The organism is Microbacterium luteolum (assembly GCF_039533965.1).
GTDB classification, from domain to species: domain Bacteria; phylum Actinomycetota; class Actinomycetes; order Actinomycetales; family Microbacteriaceae; genus Microbacterium; species Microbacterium luteolum.
In genome coordinates this window covers 1,921,478-1,942,692 of the sequence record NZ_BAAAUN010000001.1, presented here as the reverse complement: position 1 = coordinate 1,942,692, position 21,215 = coordinate 1,921,478, and the positions used below count along the sequence as shown (strand labels likewise).

General features: G+C 69.9%; 19 protein-coding genes and 1 tRNA gene. 15 read left to right on the top strand and 5 right to left on the bottom strand.

The annotated features are described in order from the left end of the window. Positions 1-19 precede the first annotated feature (19 nt). Genes folB through ABD648_RS09300 form a run of 6 tightly spaced genes read left to right on the top strand, consistent with a single transcriptional unit; the run spans position 20 to position 4,731 of the window. The gene (gene folB / locus ABD648_RS09325; RefSeq protein WP_282214684.1) at positions 20-415 is read left to right on the top strand and encodes a dihydroneopterin aldolase; all 396 of its coding nucleotides are present in this window, start codon (positions 20-22) and stop codon (positions 413-415) included. After that, complete coding sequence (folK, locus tag ABD648_RS09320; RefSeq protein ID WP_282214683.1) at positions 412-951, top strand: 2-amino-4-hydroxy-6-hydroxymethyldihydropteridine diphosphokinase; 540 nt, start codon at positions 412-414, stop codon at positions 949-951. The genes folB and folK overlap by 4 nt, the downstream gene beginning before the upstream one ends. Next, positions 948-1,430 (top strand): DUF3180 domain-containing protein, encoded by a 483-nt coding sequence (locus tag ABD648_RS09315; protein ID WP_282214682.1) that lies wholly within the window; start codon positions 948-950, stop codon positions 1,428-1,430. Before folK ends, ABD648_RS09315 begins: the two co-directional genes overlap by 4 nt. Further along, positions 1,381-1,962 carry a PH domain-containing protein gene (locus ABD648_RS09310; RefSeq protein ID WP_282214681.1) on the top strand — a complete coding sequence of 194 codons (582 nt, stop codon included), beginning with the start codon at positions 1,381-1,383 and terminating at the stop codon, positions 1,960-1,962. The genes ABD648_RS09315 and ABD648_RS09310 overlap by 50 nt, the downstream gene beginning before the upstream one ends. Further along, the gene (locus tag ABD648_RS09305) at positions 1,959-4,034 is read left to right on the top strand and encodes a PH domain-containing protein (protein ID WP_282214680.1); all 2,076 of its coding nucleotides are present in this window, start codon (positions 1,959-1,961) and stop codon (positions 4,032-4,034) included. The genes ABD648_RS09310 and ABD648_RS09305 overlap by 4 nt, the downstream gene beginning before the upstream one ends. A 4-nt stretch (positions 4,035-4,038) precedes the next feature. Continuing rightward, positions 4,039-4,731, top strand: coding sequence for a DUF2520 domain-containing protein (locus tag ABD648_RS09300; RefSeq protein WP_282214679.1), 693 nt, complete (start codon positions 4,039-4,041; stop codon positions 4,729-4,731). Positions 4,732-4,750: 19 nt separating this feature from the next. Here the strand turns inward: ABD648_RS09300 and ABD648_RS09295 are convergent, their stop codons facing one another. Beyond that, on the bottom strand, positions 4,751-6,643 hold the full coding sequence (locus ABD648_RS09295) for a DUF2207 domain-containing protein (RefSeq protein WP_282214678.1): 1,893 nt from the start codon (positions 6,641-6,643) through the stop codon (positions 4,751-4,753). A gap of 81 nt (positions 6,644-6,724) precedes the next feature. On the opposite strand from ABD648_RS09295, the gene lysS reads away from it, so the two are divergent. Beyond that, positions 6,725-8,257, top strand: a complete 1,533-nt coding sequence (lysS, locus tag ABD648_RS09290; protein WP_282214677.1) for a lysine--tRNA ligase — start codon at positions 6,725-6,727, stop codon at positions 8,255-8,257. A gap of 13 nt (positions 8,258-8,270) precedes the next feature. On the opposite strand, the gene ABD648_RS09285 is transcribed toward lysS, so the two are convergent. Continuing rightward, positions 8,271-9,389 carry a DUF4192 family protein gene (locus ABD648_RS09285; protein ID WP_282214676.1) on the bottom strand — a complete coding sequence of 373 codons (1,119 nt, stop codon included), beginning with the start codon at positions 9,387-9,389 and terminating at the stop codon, positions 8,271-8,273. A 112-nt stretch (positions 9,390-9,501) separates the two neighbouring features. On the opposite strand from ABD648_RS09285, the gene ABD648_RS09280 reads away from it, so the two are divergent. From ABD648_RS09280 to ABD648_RS09270, 3 genes are all read left to right on the top strand, one after another. Then, positions 9,502-9,675, top strand: a complete 174-nt coding sequence (locus ABD648_RS09280) for a hypothetical protein (protein ID WP_282214675.1) — start codon at positions 9,502-9,504, stop codon at positions 9,673-9,675. A 90-nt stretch (positions 9,676-9,765) separates the two neighbouring features. Beyond that, positions 9,766-11,226, top strand: a complete 1,461-nt coding sequence (cls, locus tag ABD648_RS09275) for a cardiolipin synthase (protein ID WP_282214674.1) — start codon at positions 9,766-9,768, stop codon at positions 11,224-11,226. A gap of 61 nt (positions 11,227-11,287) precedes the next feature. Continuing rightward, entirely contained in the window at positions 11,288-12,025 is a 738-nt protein-coding gene (locus tag ABD648_RS09270) for a hypothetical protein (RefSeq protein ID WP_282214673.1), read from the top strand. A 24-nt stretch (positions 12,026-12,049) separates the two neighbouring features. On the opposite strand, the gene ABD648_RS09265 is transcribed toward ABD648_RS09270, so the two are convergent. Next, entirely contained in the window at positions 12,050-13,048 is a 999-nt protein-coding gene (locus ABD648_RS09265) for a diacylglycerol/lipid kinase family protein (protein ID WP_282214672.1), read from the bottom strand. A gap of 76 nt (positions 13,049-13,124) precedes the next feature. Here ABD648_RS09265 and serS point away from each other — a divergent pair, with 76 nt between their 5' ends. The 4 genes from serS to ABD648_RS09245 all read left to right on the top strand — a co-directional run bounded on the left by serS (position 13,125) and on the right by ABD648_RS09245 (position 16,655). Then, complete coding sequence (gene serS / locus ABD648_RS09260; RefSeq protein ID WP_282214671.1) at positions 13,125-14,465, top strand: serine--tRNA ligase; 1,341 nt, start codon at positions 13,125-13,127, stop codon at positions 14,463-14,465. Further along, a complete protein-coding gene (locus ABD648_RS09255) occupies positions 14,462-15,283 on the top strand; it encodes an HAD family hydrolase (protein WP_282214670.1) in 822 nt (273 codons plus the stop codon). Before serS ends, ABD648_RS09255 begins: the two co-directional genes overlap by 4 nt. Positions 15,284-15,325: 42 nt before the next feature. Then, positions 15,326-15,410: transfer RNA gene (locus tag ABD648_RS09250), tRNA-Ser, on the top strand. A 24-nt stretch (positions 15,411-15,434) separates the two neighbouring features. Then, positions 15,435-16,655, top strand: coding sequence for an LCP family protein (locus tag ABD648_RS09245; protein WP_282214669.1), 1,221 nt, complete (start codon positions 15,435-15,437; stop codon positions 16,653-16,655). On the opposite strand, the gene ABD648_RS09240 is transcribed toward ABD648_RS09245, so the two are convergent. Further along, positions 16,652-17,236 carry a TetR/AcrR family transcriptional regulator gene (locus ABD648_RS09240; protein WP_282214668.1) on the bottom strand — a complete coding sequence of 195 codons (585 nt, stop codon included), beginning with the start codon at positions 17,234-17,236 and terminating at the stop codon, positions 16,652-16,654. The two genes, ABD648_RS09245 and ABD648_RS09240, sit on opposite strands and share 4 nt — an antisense overlap. Positions 17,237-17,329: 93 nt before the next feature. Between ABD648_RS09240 and ABD648_RS09235 the strand changes: the two genes are divergently transcribed. Continuing rightward, the gene (locus ABD648_RS09235; RefSeq protein ID WP_282214667.1) at positions 17,330-19,618 is read left to right on the top strand and encodes a glycoside hydrolase family 3 C-terminal domain-containing protein; all 2,289 of its coding nucleotides are present in this window, start codon (positions 17,330-17,332) and stop codon (positions 19,616-19,618) included. A 176-nt stretch (positions 19,619-19,794) separates the two neighbouring features. Here ABD648_RS09235 and ABD648_RS09230 read toward each other — a convergent pair whose 3' ends face one another. Continuing rightward, the gene (locus tag ABD648_RS09230) at positions 19,795-21,204 is read right to left on the bottom strand and encodes a rhamnulokinase (RefSeq protein WP_282214666.1); all 1,410 of its coding nucleotides are present in this window, start codon (positions 21,202-21,204) and stop codon (positions 19,795-19,797) included. Between the last annotated feature and the right edge of the window lie 11 nt (positions 21,205-21,215).

Genomic DNA, 21,215 nt, shown 5'->3' with positions numbered 1-21,215 from the left:
GCCCACGTACGCTAGGGACATGGACTTCCTCGACGAGATCTCCCTCACCGGGCTGACCGTGTTCGGGCGCCACGGCGTCTACGACCACGAGCGCGCGGACGGCCAGGAGTTCACGATCGATCTCCGCCTTCGCCTGGCGCTGGACCAGGCCGCGGCATCCGACGACGTGCGCGACACCGTGCACTACGGCGAGCTCGCCGAGAAGGTCGCCGCCGTCGTCGCGGGGGAGCCCGTGAACCTCATCGAGACGCTCGCCGAACGGATCGCCGTCACAGCCCTCGAAGACCTCCGTGTGCAGGGCGTCACCGTGACCGTCCACAAGCCGCACGCCCCGATCCCGCTGACGTTCACCGACGTGGCCGTCACCGTGCACCGCACCCGCACCACCCCCGGCCTGGAGGACATCACCGCATGAGTCGGAATCTCGCCCAGCCCATGGATCCGCCAGAGCGTCGGCCCGGCCGACCGGAGGCCGTCGCGGTCGTCGCCCTCGGCGCGAACCTCGGCGAGCGTCACGCCACCATCCGCGCCGCCGCAGAACGGATCGCGCGGCTGCCGCTGGTCCGCGAGGTGCGGCTGTCCCACCTGTTCGAGACCGTCGCGCTGCGCGTGGACGGACCCGACCCCGAGGCCCCCGGCTACGTCAACGCCGTCGCCCTGGTCACGACCCGGCTCGCGCCCGAGATCCTGCTCGGGATGCTGCACGCCATCGAAGACGAGAACGGCCGCGAACGCCGCGAGCGCTGGGGGGACAGGACCCTCGATCTCGATCTCATCGCCTACGGAGACGTCGTCTCAGACGAGCCGCATCTGCAGCTCCCGCACCCGCGCGCGGCGGAGCGCCTCTTCGTGCTCGACCCGTGGCTCGACCTCGACGCCGACGCGGAACTCATCGGGCACGGCAGGGTGGCCGACCTCGCGGCGGACCTGCGCGCCGGGGGCGATGGATGAGACGCACATCGCCCGGCCTGCTCGCCGTGCTCGCCCTGCTCGGAGTCGGGCTCGGCTACCTCGTGGATCATCTGCTGACTGCGAGCGGTCGCGCCACGTTCACCCCGTCGCTGCTGCTGCCCGTCCTGCTCCTGCTCATCGCGGGCGCATCCCTCGGGGTCGCCTGGCCGGTGCGGCACAGCGTGCGCTCCGGCATCCGGATCGACCCGTTCCGCGCACTCCGCGCGGCCACCCTCGCCCGTGCCTCGAGCCTGCTCGGGGCGATCATGGCGGGCCTCGGTGCCGGCCTCCTCGTGTTCCTCCTCACCCGCCCCATCGATCCGCCGGTAGGGTCGACTGTGGCCATGCTGGCCCTGATCGGGAGCGCGATCATCCTCGTGATCGCCGCGCTCGTCGCCGAACAGTTCTGCACCCTGCCGAAGGATCCTGATGACTCAGAACCCAGAGACCGCGCCCCTGAACCCGGCAGAGGGCACTGACCTCGACGCCCTCGACCAGGGCACCTACACGCGTCTGCGCACGGCGCGGAACGAGGCGCGGCTGGAACTGGACGGCACCTGGCACCAGATCTCCCCGCGCTACGTCGTCTCGCAGATCGTGCAGAACGTGATCTTCATCGTCGTGGTCGTCGTGGCCGCCGTCGTGCTCAACATCTTCATGGAGCAGGACTGGGTGTGGATCCCCGCCGGTGCGATCCTGCTCTTCACGGTGATCGCGCTCATCATCCTCCCGCGGCAGGCCAGGGCCATCGGCTACATGCTCCGTGCCGACGACATCGTCTTCCGCAAGGGCATCCTGTGGCAGCGGATGATCGCCGTGCCGTACGGGCGCATGCAGCTCGTGGACATCACGCAGGGGCCGCTCGACCGCGCCTTCGGTATCTCGCAGCTGAAGATGGTGACCGCCGCCGCCACCACCGGCGTGCAGATCCCGGGCCTGACCCAGGCTGCTTCCGAAGCGCTGCGCGACACCCTCATCGAAGTGGCCGAGACCCGCCGGACCGGCCTGTGAGCGAGCAGCAGTTCCCCGCCGCGCCGAACGCACCGGCGCCCACGCAGGTCGGCGACCCGTCGACGACCCTGGCGGACGGCGAATGGCACCGGATGCATCCGCTGACGCCCCTGTTCAAGGGCGGGCTGGTGCTGATCATCGTCGCCGGAGTCCTGATCGCGAACATGCGCGACCGGATCATCACCTGGCTGGTGACGCTCTTCACGCCGGAAGAGGTGCACTACAGCGACTACGCCGGTCGAGACCCGGTCGACTGGGTGTTCGAGAACAACCTGATCCTGCTGGTGCTCCTCGGGGTGCTCGGTCTCGTGGTCGTGCTGGTGCTCGTCTTCTGGATGCTGTGGCGGTTCCACCAGTTCCGCATCACCGGCGATCACGTCGAGGTGCGCAAGGGCATCGTCTTCCGCTCGCACCGGCGCGCGCCGCTCGATCGCGTGCAGGGCGTCAACCTCACGCGTCCGTTCCCCGCCCGGATCATCGGACTCGCCAAGCTCGAGGTGGTCGGTGCGGGCAATGACGCGAACGTCGACCTGGAGTACCTCGCGACGACGCGCGCGGAGTCGGTGCGCGCCGACATCCTGCGCCTCGCCTCCGGGGCACGGGCCGCGCGTCACGCGGCGCTCAACCCGCAGGCGCCGACCACGGGGGCGGATGCCGCGGCAGTCCCGGCCTCCACCCGGGCGCAGCTGCGCGGCTCGGTCAACGAGGGCGTCACGAGCCTCATCGCCGGTGTCGACCTGGCCGACGTCGCCCCGGAGAGCGTGGTGAAGATCCCGACCGGACGTCTGATCGGGTCGCAGCTCATCTCGGGTCTGCTGTGGCTCTTCTTCTTCGGGGTGATCTTCGCGATCGCGCTCGGCAGCACGATCATCGGCCTGGTCGCCGACGGTGACACTGGCGGAGGAGTGGTGCTGCTCGGCATCGGCCTCGCCATGGGCATCCCCATGGTCATCGCCGTGGTGGGTATCACCTGGGCCCAGATCTCCAAGTCGCTGCGCTACTCGATCGCGCCCACGCCGGACGGCGTGCGCATCACGTACGGTCTGCTCACGACGGTGACCGAGACGCTCCCGCCGGGACGCATCTTCGCGGTCGAGGTCTCGCAGTCGCTCCTGTGGCGACCCTTCGGCTGGTGGACGATCAAGATCAACCGGATGAGCGGCAAGAGCGCGGCGGCGCAGCAGTCCGGTAACGCCCAGCAGTTCAACGTGGTGCTGCCGGTCGGCAAGCGCGCCGACGTGGAGCGCGTGCTCGGCCTGGTGCTGCCGGATGTTCCGGCGGCGAGCATCCCGTTCCTCTGGGAGCAGGGCATCGTCGGCCCGGCCGAGGGCGACCCGTTCCGGCGGATGCCGCGAAGGGCCGGATGGCGTCGTCCGCTGTCGTGGAAGCGGCACGGGTATGCGATCGCCGACTTCGGACTGCTGCTGCGCCGCGGATTCGTGTGGCGCAAGCTCGCGGTCTTCCCGCTCGCGCGTCTGCAGGGCGTCTCGCTCTCGCAGGGACCGATCGACCGGGCACAGCGCGTCTCCGGTGCGCAGGTGCACACGGCACCCGGCCCCATCACGGGGTACCTCTCCGGACTCGAGCGCGCGGATGCCCTGGCACTGCTCGGGGATGTCAGCCGCGCCGCAGCCGAGGCCGCGTCGAGGGACACCAGTCATCGATGGAGCGAGCACGCCGGGGTGGCGCCGTCTGCGCCTGCCGCTCCGCCTGCGCCTCCGGCCTCTGCGCCGCCGGCGTACACGAACCTTCCGGCGCCTTCCGGGCCGCCGGTCGCGCTGCCTGCGCCGCCGGTGACGCCTCCTCCTGCGCCTCCGGTCGCGCCGCCGCCTGCGCCTCCCGCGCCGCCGGCACCGCCGACGTATGCGCCTCCGCCCGCTCCTCCGGTGGCGCCTCCCGCTCCTCCGGTGGCGCCTCCCGCGCCGCCGGTTGCACCTCCCGCGCCTCCCGTCGCACCTCCGGCTCCTCCCGTCGCGCCGCCTGCGCCTCCCGTCGCGCCTCCGGCTCCTCCGGTCGCGCCTCCCGCGCCGCCGGTTGCACCTCCCGCTCCGCCCGCGACGAACGGGGAGTGACGCCGTGGTGCGCGACGGGCGTCTCGGCGTCGGCATCATCGGCGCGGGCCGTGTCGGACCCGTGATCGGGGCCGCGCTCGGCGGCGCCGGTCATGCGATCGTCGGCATCACGAGCGGATCGGATGACGAGCGCGCCTCGGCCGTCCTGCCCGAGGTGCCGGTGCTGGACGCCCTCGAGGTGGTGCGCAGGGCGGAGCTCGTGATCCTCGCCGTGCCGACCGACCAGCTCGCCTCGCTCGTCGCGGGCATCGCCGAGGTCGGCGGGTGGCAGATCGGCCAGCTCGTGCTGCACACGGATCCGGCGCACGGCACCGATGTGCTGCGGCCGGCCGCCGAGCGCGGTGCGATCCCGCTCGCCGTGCACCCCGCCATCACGTTCACGGGGACCTCGATCGACCTGCGGCAGCTGCAGGCCGGCTTCGCGGCGGTGACGGCCCCCGCCCCCGTGCTGCCCATCGCGCAGGCGCTCGCCGTGGAGATGGGCTGCGAGCCGATCGTGATCGCCGAGGAGGATCGCCCCGCCTACGCGGACGCCATCCAGGCCGCGACGGAGTTCTCCCGGTCGATCATCGGGCAGTCGACGGCACGGCTGCGCGAGATCGGCGTGGAAAACCCCGGTGGCTATCTCTCGGCGCTCGTGCAGTCGACGGTCGAGCGCGCGCTCCGCGAAGCATCCGATCCTCCGCCGCTGATCTGACGCGCGCGCAGGTCCCGAGTCAGCGTCCCCCGGAGAACCCTCCGCCGCCTCCGCCGCCGGAGAAGCCGCCGCCGAACGACCCTCCCGAGCTCGACGAGGTCCCCGCAGATGGCGAGGTGTAGGTCGCGGCGGCGTGCGACGACGACGTGAAGGCGGAGAGATACACGCCGAGATAGGGGGAGGTGGGGTCGCCGATCCAGCCCGGGCCGCGCTGCTCGAGGGAGTAGGCGCGCTCGAGCACGTCGCCCCACTCCTTCTCCATGCCGAAGAGCATCGCGTAGGGGAGCAGATGCTCGTACACGTGGATGACGTCGGCGGTGCCGTCCTGACGGCGTTCGGCGCCCCTGTAGGACTGCAGCATGCGCAGCCGGTCGGCATCGGCGACGCGGATGAACTCCTCGACACCCTTCAAATACTCGAGTTCCCGGGCGCCCTCGGGGGTCAGCACGGTGTGCTTCGCGAACGAGTAGAAGCTGCCGATGAGGACGAGGACGATGACGAAGGAGATCACGACGAGTGCGGGCACAGCGGAGAGGCGACCGCCGATCACGCCCCACAGCGCGAGTCCCACGCCCGCCGCGGCGACGGCGATCGCGCACCACTGCATGATCGCTGCTCCGCGACTGCGCGCCGTGGTGGTCAGGCCGCGCGAATCGGCAGCCTTCTTCCCGCTCTGCTCCAGGGCGCCCATCCGGCCGGCGAACGCCTCGCTGGCACTGGGCACGTCGACCACCCCGCCGGCGTTCGCCTGCAGGAACAGCGCGTCCAGCGCTTCGACGTCGAGCTGGTCGGGGATGCGCGAGCCGGGGATGCGTCGCAGGCGCGGGTTCTCCGGCGAGCCGCCCTCTTCGATGCGCAAGGTGCCGCGCACGGCGAGGTGCACGATCTCGGCCGGGATGGTGTCCTTCGCGCCCGGCACGATCGCGGCAGCGAGCAGCGGCGGCATCGAGTCCGGCACGTCATACTGCGCGACGACGATGCCGGTGGCGGTGCGGCGGCGGCGTTGGAGGGCCGACACGCTCACCCAGGCGCCCACCGAGAGGCCCGCAGCGCCGATCGCCGCAAGGAAGGGCGCGAAGTCGGCCGCCGGATTCGGCGTCCGGGCGGGCGGCTGCACGGCCGTCCCCGGTTCGAAGCCGATGGCGACGGTCACCCCGTCGCCGGGTGGGCGCTCGCCGGATTCGACCCGGAACGTCGCCACCCCACCGTCGACCGCCGGTCCCTGGATCGGGCATTCGGCGGTCGATCCCGAGAATCCGGTGTAGCAGCTCGCGGATCCGGTGAGTCGATCGCTCATCGCGGCGTCGAAGACGACGTCGGCGCGGAAGCGCTCGATGGGCTGCGTGCTGTCGAGGGGGAGGAGGTCCCAGTAGAACTCGTCCACCCGAGGGGTTCCCTCGCGTTCGCCGCGCGCACCTCTCGAGGCGTCCGCGGCCAGGATGACGTCGCGCATCTCGTACTCGATCACATACGTGGTCAGTCCCCGCACGTAGTCATCGTCTCCGGTCAGCACGAAGAGCAGACCGTCTTCCCCGTCGGTCTCGTACGGCACGGCCGCGCCCTCCGCGTCTTTCACCGACAGCACGCGGGTGCCGAGGTCCGCGCCCTCGTATGACGTCGGCAGGCCGCGGACGATGCCGCGGTTCTGGTCGTAGTCGGGGAAGCGGGCGACGAGCGTCTCGGTCACGTGCATCCGTGCGCGGCCGTCGTCGTCGAGTCCGACTTCGTAGATCGCATCCCAGGAGGCGTAGGAGAAGTCATCGACGTCGGCCTGCACTGCGGCGTGCGCGGCTGCCCCCGGTGCCCGGGCGGCGACGGGTTCGGATGCGGCGACCGCCGAGGCCGGGGCGACGACCGCGGCGACGGCGAGGGCGAGGGCGGCGAACGCGCGGATGATCCGGGTGACGGTCATTCTTCGAGGCTACCCAGCCAGCGCGAAGGAGGCGGTACGTCGGCTCGGTAAACTGGGGACGACTTCCAAGGAGCCCCGCACATGACTGACGCGTCCGCCGCGCCCGAATCGGCCTCGGCCGACCCTTCGACCGAGGAGGACACTCACGAGCAGAGGGCCGTCCGCCTCGCCAAGCGCGAGCGCCTGATCGAGAAGCGGGCGGATGCCGCAGGCGGTGCCTTCCCGGTCGCCGTTCCGGTCACGCACAGCATTCCGGCGCTCCGCGCGCAGTACGACGCGCTGGAGGCGGGAGCCGAGACCGGCGTCGTCGTCGGCGTCGCGGGACGTGTCGTGTTCAGCCGCAACACCGGCAAGCTCTGCTTCGCGACGCTGCAGGCCGGCGACGGCACCCGCATCCAGGCGATGATCTCGCTGGCGAACGTCGGTGACGAATCGCTCGCGGAGTGGAAGGAGTTCGTCGACCTGGGCGACCACGTGTTCGTGCACGGCGAGGTGATCTCGAGCCGTCGCGGTGAGCTCTCGATCATGGCTGACGCCTGGGCGATCGCATCGAAGGCGATCCTCCCGCTGCCCAACGCCTACTCCGAGCTGAGCGAGGAGGGCCGCGTCCGCAGCCGCTACCTCGACCTCATCGTGCGCGAGCAGGCCCGAACCACGGTCAGGGCCCGTGCGGCCGTGAACGCGAGCCTACGCGCCACCTTCACGGGTCACGACTACCTCGAGGTGGAGACGCCGATGCTGCAGGTGCAGCACGGCGGAGCATCCGCCCGCCCGTTCGTCACCCGCTCGAACGCCTTCGACACCGAGCTCTACCTGCGCATCGCGCCGGAGCTCTACCTGAAGCGCGCCGTCGTCGGCGGCATCGAGCGCGTGTTCGAGATCAACCGCAACTTCCGCAACGAGGGCGCCGACTCGACGCACAGCCCGGAGTTCGCCATGCTCGAGGCCTACCAGGCCTATGGCGACTACAACCAGATGGCCGCGCTCACGCAGGAGCTGGTGCAGCAGGCCGCGATCGCGGTGACCGGCTCGACCACGGTGACCTGGGCCGACGGCACCGAGTACGACCTGGGCGGCGAGTGGGACCGCATCTCGATGTACGAGTCGCTCTCCGCGGCATCCGGTCGCACGGTCACCCCGCAGGACGCGGTCGAGGATCTGATCGCCTTCGCCGAGGCGAGCGGGGTCGACCTTCCGCCGCAGGCCACGCACGGCAAGCTCGTCGAGGAGCTGTGGGAGCACTTCGTGAAGGGCGACCTCGTGCGTCCGACCTTCGTGATGGACTTCCCCGTCGACACCTCGCCGCTGGTGCGCGAGCACCGCTCCATCGCCGGCGTCGTGGAGAAGTGGGACCTGTACATCCGCGGCTTCGAACTCGCGACCGGATACTCCGAGCTCGTCGACCCCGTGATCCAGCGTGAGCGGTTCCGCGAGCAGGCGAAGCTCGCGGCTCGCGGCGACGTCGAGGCGATGCCCATCGACGAGGAGTTCCTGCGGGCCCTCGAGCACGGCATGCCGCCGTCCGGCGGCATGGGCATGGGCATCGACCGTCTGCTGATGGCGATCACGGGGCTCGGCATCCGCGAGACGATCCTCTTCCCGCTCGTCAAGTAGCGGCGCGGCGCGGTCATTCCACCGGACCGCGCCGGAACGCCCACTCGGGAAGCATCGCGCCGCCGATCATCGTGCCGAGCAGTTCGGCGAGCCCGTACTGCGGGTCGATCTCGTGCACCATCTCGAGGTAGCGGCCCGCGTGCGTCGACCGTCCGAGGGCCCACGACAGCCACGCCGCCGCAGTGAGCGGCGCAGGCCTCGAAGCGCGGGGCGCTCGCGCCGCCGCCGACCGGACGACCGAGAGGGCGACACGGAGCCGCTCGACATCGGGAGCGGGACCGCGGCCGAGGAAGACGAGGCCGAGATCATCGGGGACCGTCGCACCGGAGCCGGCGAAGTTGAGCTGCGCGTCGAGGGTGCGCATGCCGCCCGCCAGATCCGTCGCCCACTGCGTGATCGCGACATCACGGAACAGCGGCCGGTTGAGACACCAGAGCAGGGCGGCCGTGGCGAACGGCGGGAGATCCTCCGACGTGCGCAGGACCGACTCGAAGAACGCCGGGATGTCTTCCAGCATCCCGAGCGACGCGAGCAGGAGGGGATTCTCGCGGCCGGTCAGGGGGCTGTGCCCTTCACGACCGAGCAGTTCGGTGAGCTCCTGCAACGCCCGGCCCACGCGCTCCTTCTCGGCGAGGTCGGCGGTCGGCAGCTCGACGCCGGCGAACTGGTCTCCGGACACGTCAGCGTCGGACCGCGGCACGGACGCGGCCCCGATATCGGAGAGCGCGCCGACCACGGGCTCGTCGATGAGGTAGCTCGACCAACCGCCCGAGGTCACGCAGAGGGCGTCCACGACGCGGAGCCCTGCGTCGTCCGCGCAGCCGAGCAGCTCGTCGACCGCCACGGCGAACGGCAGGACGAGACCGTCGCGCGTCGGGTGCGCCTCCGCATCGGTGTAGACGACGAGGGCGACGGCATCGGTCCCCTCCACGCGGGAGAGCAACCCGACCGCGGCGTCGGCGTACTCCTCGAGGGAGAGGCCCTCAACGGGGAGGTCGAGGCGCATCGCCCCGTAGCTGCGTGAGCCGCGGAAGGGGAGGAGCACGATGCTCTGGCGAGGCGTGAAGCCGGCGAGGGCGGGGACGACGCGGAGGAAATCGGCGGAATCGGAAGCATGGAGCACGGTGGTCATTCCAGGAGTGTGCGCGAACGGCACAGCCCCGTGGCGCGAAATCGCCTCCTGTGGAGGAGTTCCCTGAACGGCGACGACTGTGGACGAAGAGTGGCTCGCGTACCATGGACCCATGGAGAACTTCTGGCTCGCTGCCGCATGGTCGATCCTGCCGACCATCGGAGTGAGCGTCGTGTTCTTCTTCGTTCTCCGCGGCATCCTCCGCTTCGACCGCACCGAGCGCAAGGTGCACGCGCAGATCGAGGCCGAGGAGCGCGCGGCGCGCGGCCTCCCTCCTCGCCTCTGAGCGCGTCCGAGCCATCGGCTACTGTGTAGCCAATACGCGGGTGACCGCGCGAGCCCCCGGCGATCGACGCCGTGGGAGCAAGGGGAGACGATGACGCCGGAGAGCGTGGCCTGGTGGATCGCCGCGTTCCTGCTGCTCCTCGATCTCGTCATCCGCACCACCGCGATCATCGTTATCCCGCGCAATCGCCGCCCCACCGCCGCGATGGCCTGGCTCCTCGCCGTGTTCTTCATCCCCTTCATCGGTGTGTTCCTCTTCCTGCTCATCGGAAACCCGCGCCTCCCGCGTGCCCGCCGGCGCAAGCAGGATCAGATCAACGAGTACATCGCGCAGACGAGCGAGCACCTCCACTTCGGGACTCTTCGCCCGCATGCGCCCGGCTGGTTCGGCCCGATCGTGGAGATGAACCAGAGGCTCGGCGCCCTGCCGCTCTCCGGCGACAACGGGGCGCACCTCATCTCGGATTACCAGGAATCGCTCGACGCGATGGCCGACGCGATCCGCGAGGCGCAGGACTACGTCCACATCGAGTTCTACATCCTTCAGTCCGACGACTCGACCGACAACTTCTTCCGGGCGATGGAGGAGATCGCGGCTCGTGGCGTCGAGGTGCGCGTGCTCCTCGACCACTGGGCGAACCGTTGGAAGCCGCGCTACCGGGCGACCGTCAAGCGGCTGAACGCCATGGGCGCCGACTGGCAGCTGATGCTCCCGGTGCAACCGCTCAAGGGGAAGATGCAGCGGCCCGACCTGCGCAACCACCGCAAGCTCCTCGTCGTCGACGGGAAGGTCGCCTTCCTCGGGTCGCAGAACGTCACGGCATCGACCTACAACCTGCCGAAGAACATCAAGCGCGGCCTGAACTGGGTCGACCTCATGGTCCGCATCGACGGGCCGGTCGTGCTCAGCGTGAACGCGATCTTCCTCAGCGACTGGTACAGCGAGACCGATGAGGTGCTCGAGGAGATCGACATCGCCCATGCCGACATCGGCTCGGGCAACCTGGACTGCCAGGTGGTGCCGTCGGGTCCCGGCTTCGAGGTCGAGAACAATCTGCGCCTGTTCCTCGGCCTGCTCTACGCGGCCAAGCACCGCATCATGATCGTCAGCCCCTACTTCGTCCCCGACGAGGCGCTGCTGCTCGCCGTCACCGCTGCGGTCGACCGGGGCGTCGAGGTCGAGCTGTTCGTCTCGGAGGAGGGCGATCAGGCGATGGTGTACCACGCCCAGCGCAGCTACTACGAGGTGCTGCTCAAGGCGGGGGTGCGCATCTGGATGTACCGCAAGCCCTACATCCTGCACACGAAGAGCCTCACGATCGACGACGAGGTCGCGGTCATCGGCTCGAGCAACATGGACATGCGCTCCTTCGGTCTGAACCTCGAGGTCTCGATGCTCGTGCGCGGCGAGGAGTTCGTCTCGGAGATGCGCGCTGTCGAGGACAAGTACCGCTCGTTGAGCCGTGAGCTGACGCTGGAGGAGTGGATGCAGCAGCCGCTCCGATCGACGGTGCTCGACAACCTCGCCCGCCTCACCTCCGCCTTGCAGTAGCAGCCATGCCCCTGTCGGGCTCGGGGGTGAAACCGGAATATCGGACGGGTACCCTGTGACCATGGCCACACGCACGCGTCTCGCAGCCGTCCTCTCGTCCCTCGCCGCGGTCGTGCTGCTCAGCGCGGGCTGCACGGCGACGCCAGGTGCCGTGACGCCGACGAACTCCCCCGTGCCGAGCGCGACGACCGGTGACGATGCGGGCGACATCGAGGGTGTGCTCCTCGACGAGGGTCGCATGTTCGCCGTCGTCACCTGGGGATCGTCCAGCTGCATCCCGCAGGTCGACGAGGTCTCGGCGGACGGCCAGACGGTCACCCTGAACCTCGTGGATCTCGACGCCGAAGACGGCAAGGAGAAGGTCTGCACCGCCGACTTCGCTCCGCGCGCGAGCATCGGGGCTCTCCCGGAGGGCGTCGATCCCACGGCCGAGATCACCCTGCAGGTCACCTACGGGGACATCGTGGACGATGTCGAGCTCGACGGCGACCCCGCCTTCACCGGGAAGCCGGGAACCTCGACGGAGTATCAGCCGTCGGCCGGCTGGTTCGACGACGAGAGTCTGGTGCTGCTCACCTGGGGTTCCTCGGGGTGCCCTCCGGTCGTCGAGTCCGTCGAGGGAGCAGGCAATGCGGGCACCGTGACGTTCGTCACGGATGCCGACCAGATGTGCACCATGGACATGGCGCCACGGCTGACGATCATCGCGTTCCCGGACGACGACGTGGACGACGACGACTTCACCCTGACGCTCGCCGGCGGCGGCCTCGAGGGCGCCGTGAAGGTGCACAGCAGCTGACCGACGCCTGGGGGCTCCGCGGACTCAGAGCATCGACACCGGGTGCCCGGCGGGCAGCGCGAGCAGCAGCGCGCCGGGGTCGGCCCGACAGGTGATGCGCACCGCCTCGCCGAACTCGTCTCCGTCGAGCTCGACGGGCGTCGGGCCGGGCGCCGCGGCCTCCGCCGCCGCCCCGCGGAAGTAGTGCACCGAGGCGTCGCGGCCGCGGCGCTCCAGGACGCGGCGTCCGGCCCGGGAGCGCCGCAGGACCGAGTTGTCCCACCAGATCTTGCGCCACACGCCGAGCCAGCCGAGCACCCCCGTCGGCTGGATGACGGCGACGTCGAGCGTCCCGTCGGTGATGGAGGCGTCGGGGATCAGCGCGATCCCGGCCGGGAGCGTCCCGCAGTTCGCGAACAGGATGCTGTGCACCTTCGTCGAATGCAGGCGTCCGTCGTCGATCTGGTAGACCGCGCGGAACGGCCGGGCCCGCGGGAGCGACCGTGCCGCCCCGTCGACGTACGCGATCCAGCCGACGGACTTCTTGAGGTCGGAGCGCGTGTTCGCGATCATGTCGGCGTCCAGGCCGATGCCGGCGAGCACCACGAACGCGTGCTCGGACTCCTCGCCGTCCGCGCGGCTCACCCGCGCCCAGCCGATGTCGATCGGATGCCGGAAGTCGCCGAGTGCTGCCCGGATCATCTCCCTCGGGTCCCCGAGCGGGAGTCCCAGGTTGCGCGCCAGCAGGTTGCCCGTGCCGCTCGGCAGGATCGCCAGCGGCACGCCGGTGTTCGCGATCGCCTCGGAGACCGCGCGCACGGTGCCGTCACCGCCCGCCACGAGCACGACGTCGACGCCACGGGCCAGGGCCTGCGCGGTCGCCGCCTGTCCGGCATCCTCGATGCTGGTCGGGTAGAAGGCCGGATGCTCCCAGCCGGCTTCCCTCGACAGATCGCGCACCGCGCCGCGGAGACGCTTGCCGTCGACCTTGATCGGGTTGTAGACGAGCGCCGCCTGTCGTCGGGCGGAATCGCTCGTGGTCATGGCGCTACTCTAATCCCGCCATTCGCCCCTCCCCTCCGGCGGCTGAAGCCCCGGGCACGCGCTCTAGACTTGGTGGATGATCGACCTCGCACTCCTCCGCGACAATCCGGAGATCGTCCGCCGTTCGCAGGTTGCCCGTGGAAACGACCAGGGCACCGTCGACACCGCGCTCGAGGCCGACCGATCGCGCCGTGCCGCGCTGACGACGTTCGAGGAGCTGCGCGCCGAGCAGAACGCGTTCGGCAAGCAGGTCGCGAAGGCGCCGAAGGACGAGAAGGCGGCTCTCGTCGCCCAAGCCAAGGAGCTCGCCGAGCGCGTCAAGCAGGCCCAGGTCGCGGCGAACGAGGCGGTGGAAGCGGCATCCGTCGCCCTCGCCCGGATCGAGAACGTCGTGATCGACGGTGTGCCGGCCGGCGGCGAGGCCGACTTCGTCGAGCTGCGCCGGGTCGGCGACGTTCCCGCGTTCGACTTCGAGCCCCGCGACCACCTGGAACTCGGCGAGCTCCTCGGTGCGATCGACATGGAGCGCGGTGCGAAGGTGTCGGGCGCGCGCTTCTACTTCCTCCGCGGCATCGGCGCCCGCCTCGAGATCGCCCTCATGAACCTCGCGCTCGACAAGGCGCTGCAGAACGGCTTCGTGCCGCTGATCACGCCGACCCTCGTGCGCCCGGAGATCATGCAGGGCACCGGCTTCCTCGGCGAGCACGCCGACGAGGTCTACCACCTCGACAACGACGACCTCTACCTCGTCGGGACCAGCGAGGTCGCGCTCGCCGGGTACCACAAGGACGAGATCGTGGATCTGAACGACGGCGCCCTCCGCTACGCCGGCTGGTCCACCTGCTACCGCCGGGAGGCCGGTTCGCACGGCAAGGACACCCGCGGCATCATCCGCGTCCACCAGTTCAACAAGCTCGAGATGTTCGTCTACACGAACCCCGAGGACGCCGAGGCCGAGCACCTCCGCCTCGTCGCGCTGCAGGAGGAGATGCTGACCTCGCTCGGCCTCGCCTACCGCGTGATCGACGTCGCGGCCGGCGACCTCGGATCGAGCGCCGCGCGCAAGTACGACATCGAGGCCTGGGTTCCGACCCAGGGTGCGTTCCGCGAGCTCACGTCGACCTCGAACTGCACGACGTATCAGGCGCGGCGACTCGATGTGCGGCATCGTCCGGCCAGCGACCCTTCGACAGGCTCAGGGACCCACGACAACAAGACGCAGCACGTCGCGACGCTCAACGGCACCCTCGCCACCACGCGCTGGATCGTCGCGCTGCTCGAGACGCATCAGCAGGCCGACGGCTCCGTGCGCGTGCCCGAGGTGCTGCGACCGTACCTCGGAGGACTCGACGTCATCCGCCCGCTCGGGTGGGTCGACGATGCCGCGCTTCGACAGGCTCAGGAACCCACTTCATGAGCGAACCCTGGCTCGTCGGCCTCGATGTCGACGGCACGATACTGCTGCAGGACGAGACGATGAGCCCCGGCGTGCCCGAGGCGATCACCCGTGTCAGGGAAGCCGGGCACGAGGTCACGATCGCCACCGGCCGCAGCTGGATGGCGACGCGACGCTACGTCGAGGAACTGGGCCTGACGGCGGAGTACGTCGTCTGCTCCAACGGCGCTGTGACCATGCGCCGCGTCGACGGGGAGTGGGAGCGCTGGAAGATCGAGACCTTCGACCCGCGGCCGGTCCTCGCGCTGCTGCAGGAGCGCCTGCCCGACGCGCGCTACATGGTCGAGCTCGCATCGGCGCAGCGTCTGTACACCGCCCAGCTCGACGACTGGACCCTCGACGGCGGCCGCCAGGTCGACTTCGACGAGCTCGGAGCCGAGCCGGTCTCGCGCATCGTCGTCGTCTCGCCGGGGCATGACGAGGAGGACTTCCACCGGCTGGTGTCGGATGCCGGACTCAACGAGGTCTCCTACGCGATCGGCTGGACCGCCTGGCTCGACATCGCGCCGCAGGGCGTCGACAAGGGCACGGCGCTGGAGCAGGTGCGCACCGCGCTCGGCGTCGACGGCAGCCGCGTGTTCGTGGCCGGGGACGGCCGGAACGACATCGGCATGTTCGGCTGGGCGCAGTCCCACGGGGGCCGCGCGGTGGCGATGGGGCAGGCTCCGGACGAGGTGAAGAATGCCGCGGGCGAGATCACGGACGACGTGGTCGACGGCGGCCTGGCGGCTGCTCTCGACACGCTTCCAGCACCCGCCCAGGTCGACGCGTCAGAATAGAACTCGGCTAGACTCACGCGTTGTCGGCAGATTCGTCTGTCGGGAGGGTTGTCCGAGCGGCCGATGGAGCTGGTCTTGAAAACCAGTGGGCAGAGATGTCTCGTGGGTTCGAATCCCACACCCTCCGCATACTGAACCCGAAAGGCCACGAGTGAGCGAGAACTCCCGACGGCGTCGCACCATCGCGCGACACGGTCAGCAGCGGACCCCCGGCGCGGTCGGTCAGCTGATGAAGTTCCTCGCCATCGGCCTCGCCGTGGTGCTAGTCAGCGGGTTCGGCGTCGGTGCGTACATCCTCTACGACTTCTCCAGCACGGTGTCCGCGAACGCGGTCGATCTGGAAGGTCAGGAGCAGGTGCCGCCGGACATCGGCGAGTACAAGGAGGGCTTCAACCTCGTCCTCACGGGTGTCGACACCTGTGAGGAGAACTACAAGGAGCTCTTCGGCGACCGCTGCACCGGAGCGGACTCCGAAGGCACGCTCAACGACGTGAACCTGCTGGTGCACGTCTCGCAGGAGCCTCGTCGCATCACCGTCATCAGCTTCCCGCGCGACCTGATGGTCCCGATCCCGGAGTGCACCGACCCGGAAGGTGAAGTGCACTCGGGCATGAGCAAGCAGCCCATCAACGTCGCCTACACCGACGCCGGACTGAACTGCGTCGCGAAGACGATCTCCGCGCTCACGGGGCAGGAGGTCCAGTTCGCGGCCTCCGTCACCTTCGGCGGCGTCATCGAGATCACGAACGCGATCGGCGGCGTCGAGGTCTGCCTCGCCAGCCCGATCGACGACGTCTACACGGGCCTCGACATGGAGGCGGGAACGCACTACCTCCAGGGGCTTCAGGCGCTGCAGTTCCTCCGCACCCGGCACGGCGTCGGCGACGGCAGCGACCTCGGCCGCATCGGCAACCAGCAGCAGTACATGTCGAGCCTGACGCGCGCGCTCATCAGCAGCGACACCCTCGGCAACGTGCCGGTCATGCTCAAGCTCGCAAACATCGGCCTCAACAACCTCGAGACCAGCACCTCGCTCGCTGATCCGATGAAGATCGTGCAGATCGCGCTGGCGGTGAAGTCGGTGCCTTTCGATGACATCGTCTTCCTGCAGTACCCGACCGTCGGCGACAGCGACGATCCCAACAAGGTCGTGCCGAACGAGCAGGCGGCGAGCATCATGTGGGATGCCATCACGGCGAACGCGAAGCTGCAGGTCACGCACCAGAACACCAGCAACGACGGCGTGGTCGTCCAGGACCCCGCGGCCCCGGTCGAAGGCGCGACTCCTGACCCGTCCGTGGTCGCGCTCCCGGACACGATCAAGGGAAACTCCGCCGCGCAGCAGACCTGCTCGAACGGAAACGTCCGCTAGTCGGTCGTCTTCGCGGCCGCCGGTTGGAGGGCGTCGATCAGCGCGGCCATGATGCCGGGCATGTCCACGGTGGGGTCGATCATCCACTGCAGCTGCAGACCGTCGGACGCGGCCTGGATGATCCGTGCCAGCGTGTCGGGGTCGAGCGTGGTGCGCTGCTGCTCGGAGGAGAAGCTCTCGGCGATGGTCGAGCGCAGCCGCTCGCTGCGCTCGAGGAAGTAGTCGTGGGCGGGATGCGCGGGGTCGGCGGCGTCGACCGAGAGGCGTGAGAACAGGGCGACAAGACCCGGGACCTGGGTGTTGTGGCGGATGACCTCGAGGAAGCCCTCGACGGCATCCTGGGCGTCGAGCACGGAGGGCTCGAGGCCGTCGTGCTCGTCGCGTTTGCGCAGCACCGCGGTGAAGAGCTCTTCCTTCGAGCCGAAGTAGTGCAGGAGGGCGGCGGGGGTCACGCCGACGACCTCGGCGATCTCCTTGAGGGAGGCGTTCTGGTAGCCCTTGCGGCCGATGACGTCGAGGGCGCTCTCCAGGATCTCTTCGCGTCGTGCGACGCCTTTCGCATAGGAACCTCGGGCAGCCATGACTCGAGACTAATCCTGAATGACGTTTGGAATCTAATACTGAAGCGCATATAGTTTTCGCAAGGACACCGCCGTCGCTGCGAAAGGAAGACCATGACCGAGATCTCGGCCTCCGACCTGACCCTCGAGGAGAAGGCGTCGCTGACCAGCGGCGCGGACTTCTGGACCACGAAAGCGGTCGACCGAGCCGGCATCCGGGGCGTGATGATGACCGACGGCCCGCACGGCCTCCGCAAGCAGAGCGGCGGCACGGATCACCTGGGTCTCGCCAGCAGCGTCCCGGCGACCTGCTTCCCGCCCGCGGTCGGCATCGGCTCGTCCTTCGATCCCGAGATCATCGAGCGCGTCGGCGCGGCGATCGGCGTCGAGGCCGCGATCGAAGACGTCGCGGTCGTCCTCGGGCCGGGCATCAACATCAAGCGCTCACCCCTGTGCGGTCGCAACTTCGAGTACTTCTCCGAGGACCCGATCGTCTCCGGCATCCTCGGTGCCGCATCCGTGCGCGGCGTGCAGTCGCAGGGCGTCGGCACCTCGCTCAAGCACTTCGCCGCGAACAACCAGGAGTTCGACCGGATGCGTGCAAGTTCGGACGTCGATCCTCGCCCGCTGCGCGAGATCTACCTGCGCGGCTTCGAACGGGTCGTGAAGGATGCTGCGCCGTGGACGGTCATGTGCTCGTACAACAAGCTCAACGGCGTCTGGACCTCGGAGGACCCGTGGCTGCTCACGAGCGTGCTCCGCGATGACTGGGGCTTCGACGGGCTCGTCGTCTCGGACTGGGGCGCGGTCAACGATCGCGTCGCCGGCGTCGCCGCGGGGCTCGACCTGGAGATGCCGGCATCCGGCGGCCGCACCGACGCGCAGCTGGTTGCGGCGGTGCGCGCAGGAGCACTCGATGAGAGCGTGCTCGACACCGCCGCCGCGCGCGTGGTCGACCTCGTGCGCAAGGCCGGAGAGCGGCCCGCGGTCGCCGGCCCGCTCGACGTCGATGCGCACCATGCACTCGCCCGCGAAGCCGCCGGTCGGTCGATCGTGCTGCTGAAGAACGACGGGGCGCTGCTGCCGCTGGCTCCCGCGAAGAAGGTCGCCGTCATCGGCGCGTTCGCGACCGAGCCCCGGTTCCAGGGCGCGGGGTCCTCGCTCATCAACCCGACACGTGTCGACGCGGCGTTCGACGAGCTGCGTGCCGTCGGGGGCGACAACGTCTCCCACGCTGCGGGCTACGCCGTCGAGGGCGGCGCGATCGCGGCATCCGGCCGTTCGGCGGATGAACTCCGCACGGAGGCGGTCGCGGTCGCCGCGGCCGCGGACGTCGCCGTCGTCTTCCTCGGGCTGCCCGCGGCGGAGGAGTCCGAGGGCTTCGACCGTGAGCACATCGATCTCCCCGCGGTGCAGCTCGCCCTGCTCGACGCGGTGCTCGAGGCGAACCCGCGCACCGTGGTCGTGCTGTCCAACGGGGGCGTGGTCGCCCTGCCCTTCGTTGATCGCGTCCCGGCGATCGTCGAGAGCTGGCTGCTCGGCCAGGCCGGCGGCAGCGCCGTCGCCGACGTGCTCTACGGAGCCGTGAACCCCTCGGGCAAGCTCACCGAGACGGTTCCGGTGCGCCTCGAGGACAACCCCTCCTTCGGCAACTTCCCCGGCGAGTTCGGCCACGTCCGCTATGGCGAGGGGCTGCTGGTCGGCTACCGCTGGTACGACGCCAAGGGACTCGACGTGACGTTCCCGTTCGGCCATGGGCTGTCGTACACGACCTTCGGATACGGGCCGGCGACAGCACAGGTCGACGGGGCGGGCGACATCGTCGTGCGCCTCGACGTCACGAACACGGGAGACGTGGACGGTCGCGAGGTCGTGCAGGTCTACGTCGCGCGGACCGGATCGATCGTGCAGCGCGCGCCGCGCGAGCTCAAGGCGTTCGCCTCGGTGCCGCTCGCCGCGGGGGAGACCCGCACGGTGGAGCTGGTCGTGCGCCGCGAGGACTTGGCGTACTGGGACGTACGGGTCGACAGCTGGATCGTGGAGGGCGGCGAGTACACGGTGGATGTCGCCGCGTCGAGCCGCGACATCCGCTCGTCGGCATCCGTGCAGGTCGACGGCGACGACGTGCTGCTGCCGCTCAACCTGAACTCCTCGATCGGCGATGTCGTGGCGCACCCGGTCGCAGGCCCGATCGTCATGGGTGCGCTCGGCGGCTTCCTCGGCGAGCTGTCGGGCGCCGACTCCTCTGCGGCATCCATGATGCCGAACGACGAGGCCATGGAGAAGATGATGGCCTCGTTCCCGATCGGGCGTCTCATCGGGTTCCCCGGGGTCGACGTGTCGCACGAGCAGGTCGAGCAGCTGCTCGCGGCCGCGAACGCCGGCGGTGCCGTCGCCGACTAGTGGCGGAGGTGACACCGCAGTTGCGGAGGTGACACCTGTTGTCGCTATGGGCTGCTGATAGCGGCAACAGGTGTCAAGTTCCGATGTGCGAGTGCTTCGGAGGTGGCACCTGTTGTCGCTACGGCCTGCTGATTGCGGCAACAGGTGTCAAGGTGGCGCGAGATGCTCCGCCGATGTCAGGGATGCGGTGTGAAGCGCCGCGGGGCGTGCGTCGCGGCGACGAGCGCGCGCATTTCCTCCAGCGTCGCGGGCGCGGCGCCCAGGGCGCGAGCCTGCACGAGCACGTTGCCGAGCGCTGTCGCCTCGACAGGACCCGCCAGCACCGTGAGCCCGGTGCGGTCGGCGGTCGCCTGGCAGAGGAGGGCGTTCAGTGAGCCTCCTCCGACGAGGTGGATCACGTCGATCGGGCGTCCGGACAACCGGGCAGCTGTGGTGATCGCCTCGGCGAAGGCGGCGGCGATCGACTCGACGATGCTGCGGGCGAACGCGGCCCGGTCGGTCGGCGGTTCAGCGCCGGTCGCGCGCAGGAGTGCCGCGATGCGCCCCGGCATATCACCCGGGGCGTTGAGTGACGGATCGTTCGCATCGAAGAGCGGCACAGTCCCGTCGACGGCGGATGCCGCGGCCAGCAACTCCGGCAGATCGACGGGTGCGCCGTCTTCGGATTCCCAGGCGCGCACCGTCTCGCTGAGCAGCCAGAGCCCTGTGACGTTGTGCAGGAAGCGGTAGCGGCCGTCGACGCCCAGCTCGTGGGTGAAGTTCGCGTCGCGCGCGGCATCCGTCAGCACCGGATCCGACAGTTCGAGCCCGACCAGTCCCCACGTGCCGCAGGAGATGTAGGCGGCAGAGGGCGAGGTCATCGGCACGGCTGCGACGGCGGAAGCGGTGTCGTGCGACCCGACCGCGATGACGGGCAGCGTCGCGCCGATGCGCGCGGCGAGCTCCGGACGCAGTTCGCCGATCAGGGTCCCCGGGTCGACGAGCTCGGGCAGCAGCGCCGACGGGATGCCGAGGCGGTCGGCGAGCTCCGTGTCCCACTCGCCGCTCTCGACGCCCAGTAGACCGGTCGTCGACGCGTTCGTGCGCTCGGCGACGCGCGCGCCGGTGAGCAGGAAGGCGAGGAGATCCGGGATGAGCAGGGCTACGTCGGCGTCGGCGAGACGGGTGTCGACGCGGTACTGGTAGAGCGTGTTGAACGGCAGGAACTGCAGGCCGTTGCGGCGGTAGAGCTCGGCGAACGGCGCGATCGCGTGCACCTCTTCGACCCCGCGCGCGGTCCGCTCGTCGCGGTAGTGGAAGGGCTCCGCGAGCAGCTCTCCGCCGGCGAGGAGTCCGTAGTCGACGGCCCAGGAATCGATCCCGATGCTCTCGATCGCCGGCTCACGGCGGATCGCCTGGGCCAGCCCCTCGACGATGTGCTCGTACAGGGCTGCGAAGTCCCAGTGCAGGCCGTCCTCGCGTTCGACGGGCCCGTTGCGGAAGCGCGAGACGAGCTCGAGCTCGAGCACGCCGTCGCCGACGCGCCCGATCATGACACGCCCGCTGGTCGCCCCGAGGTCGACGGCCGCGACCGCGCGCACCGTCATGACGTCGTCCC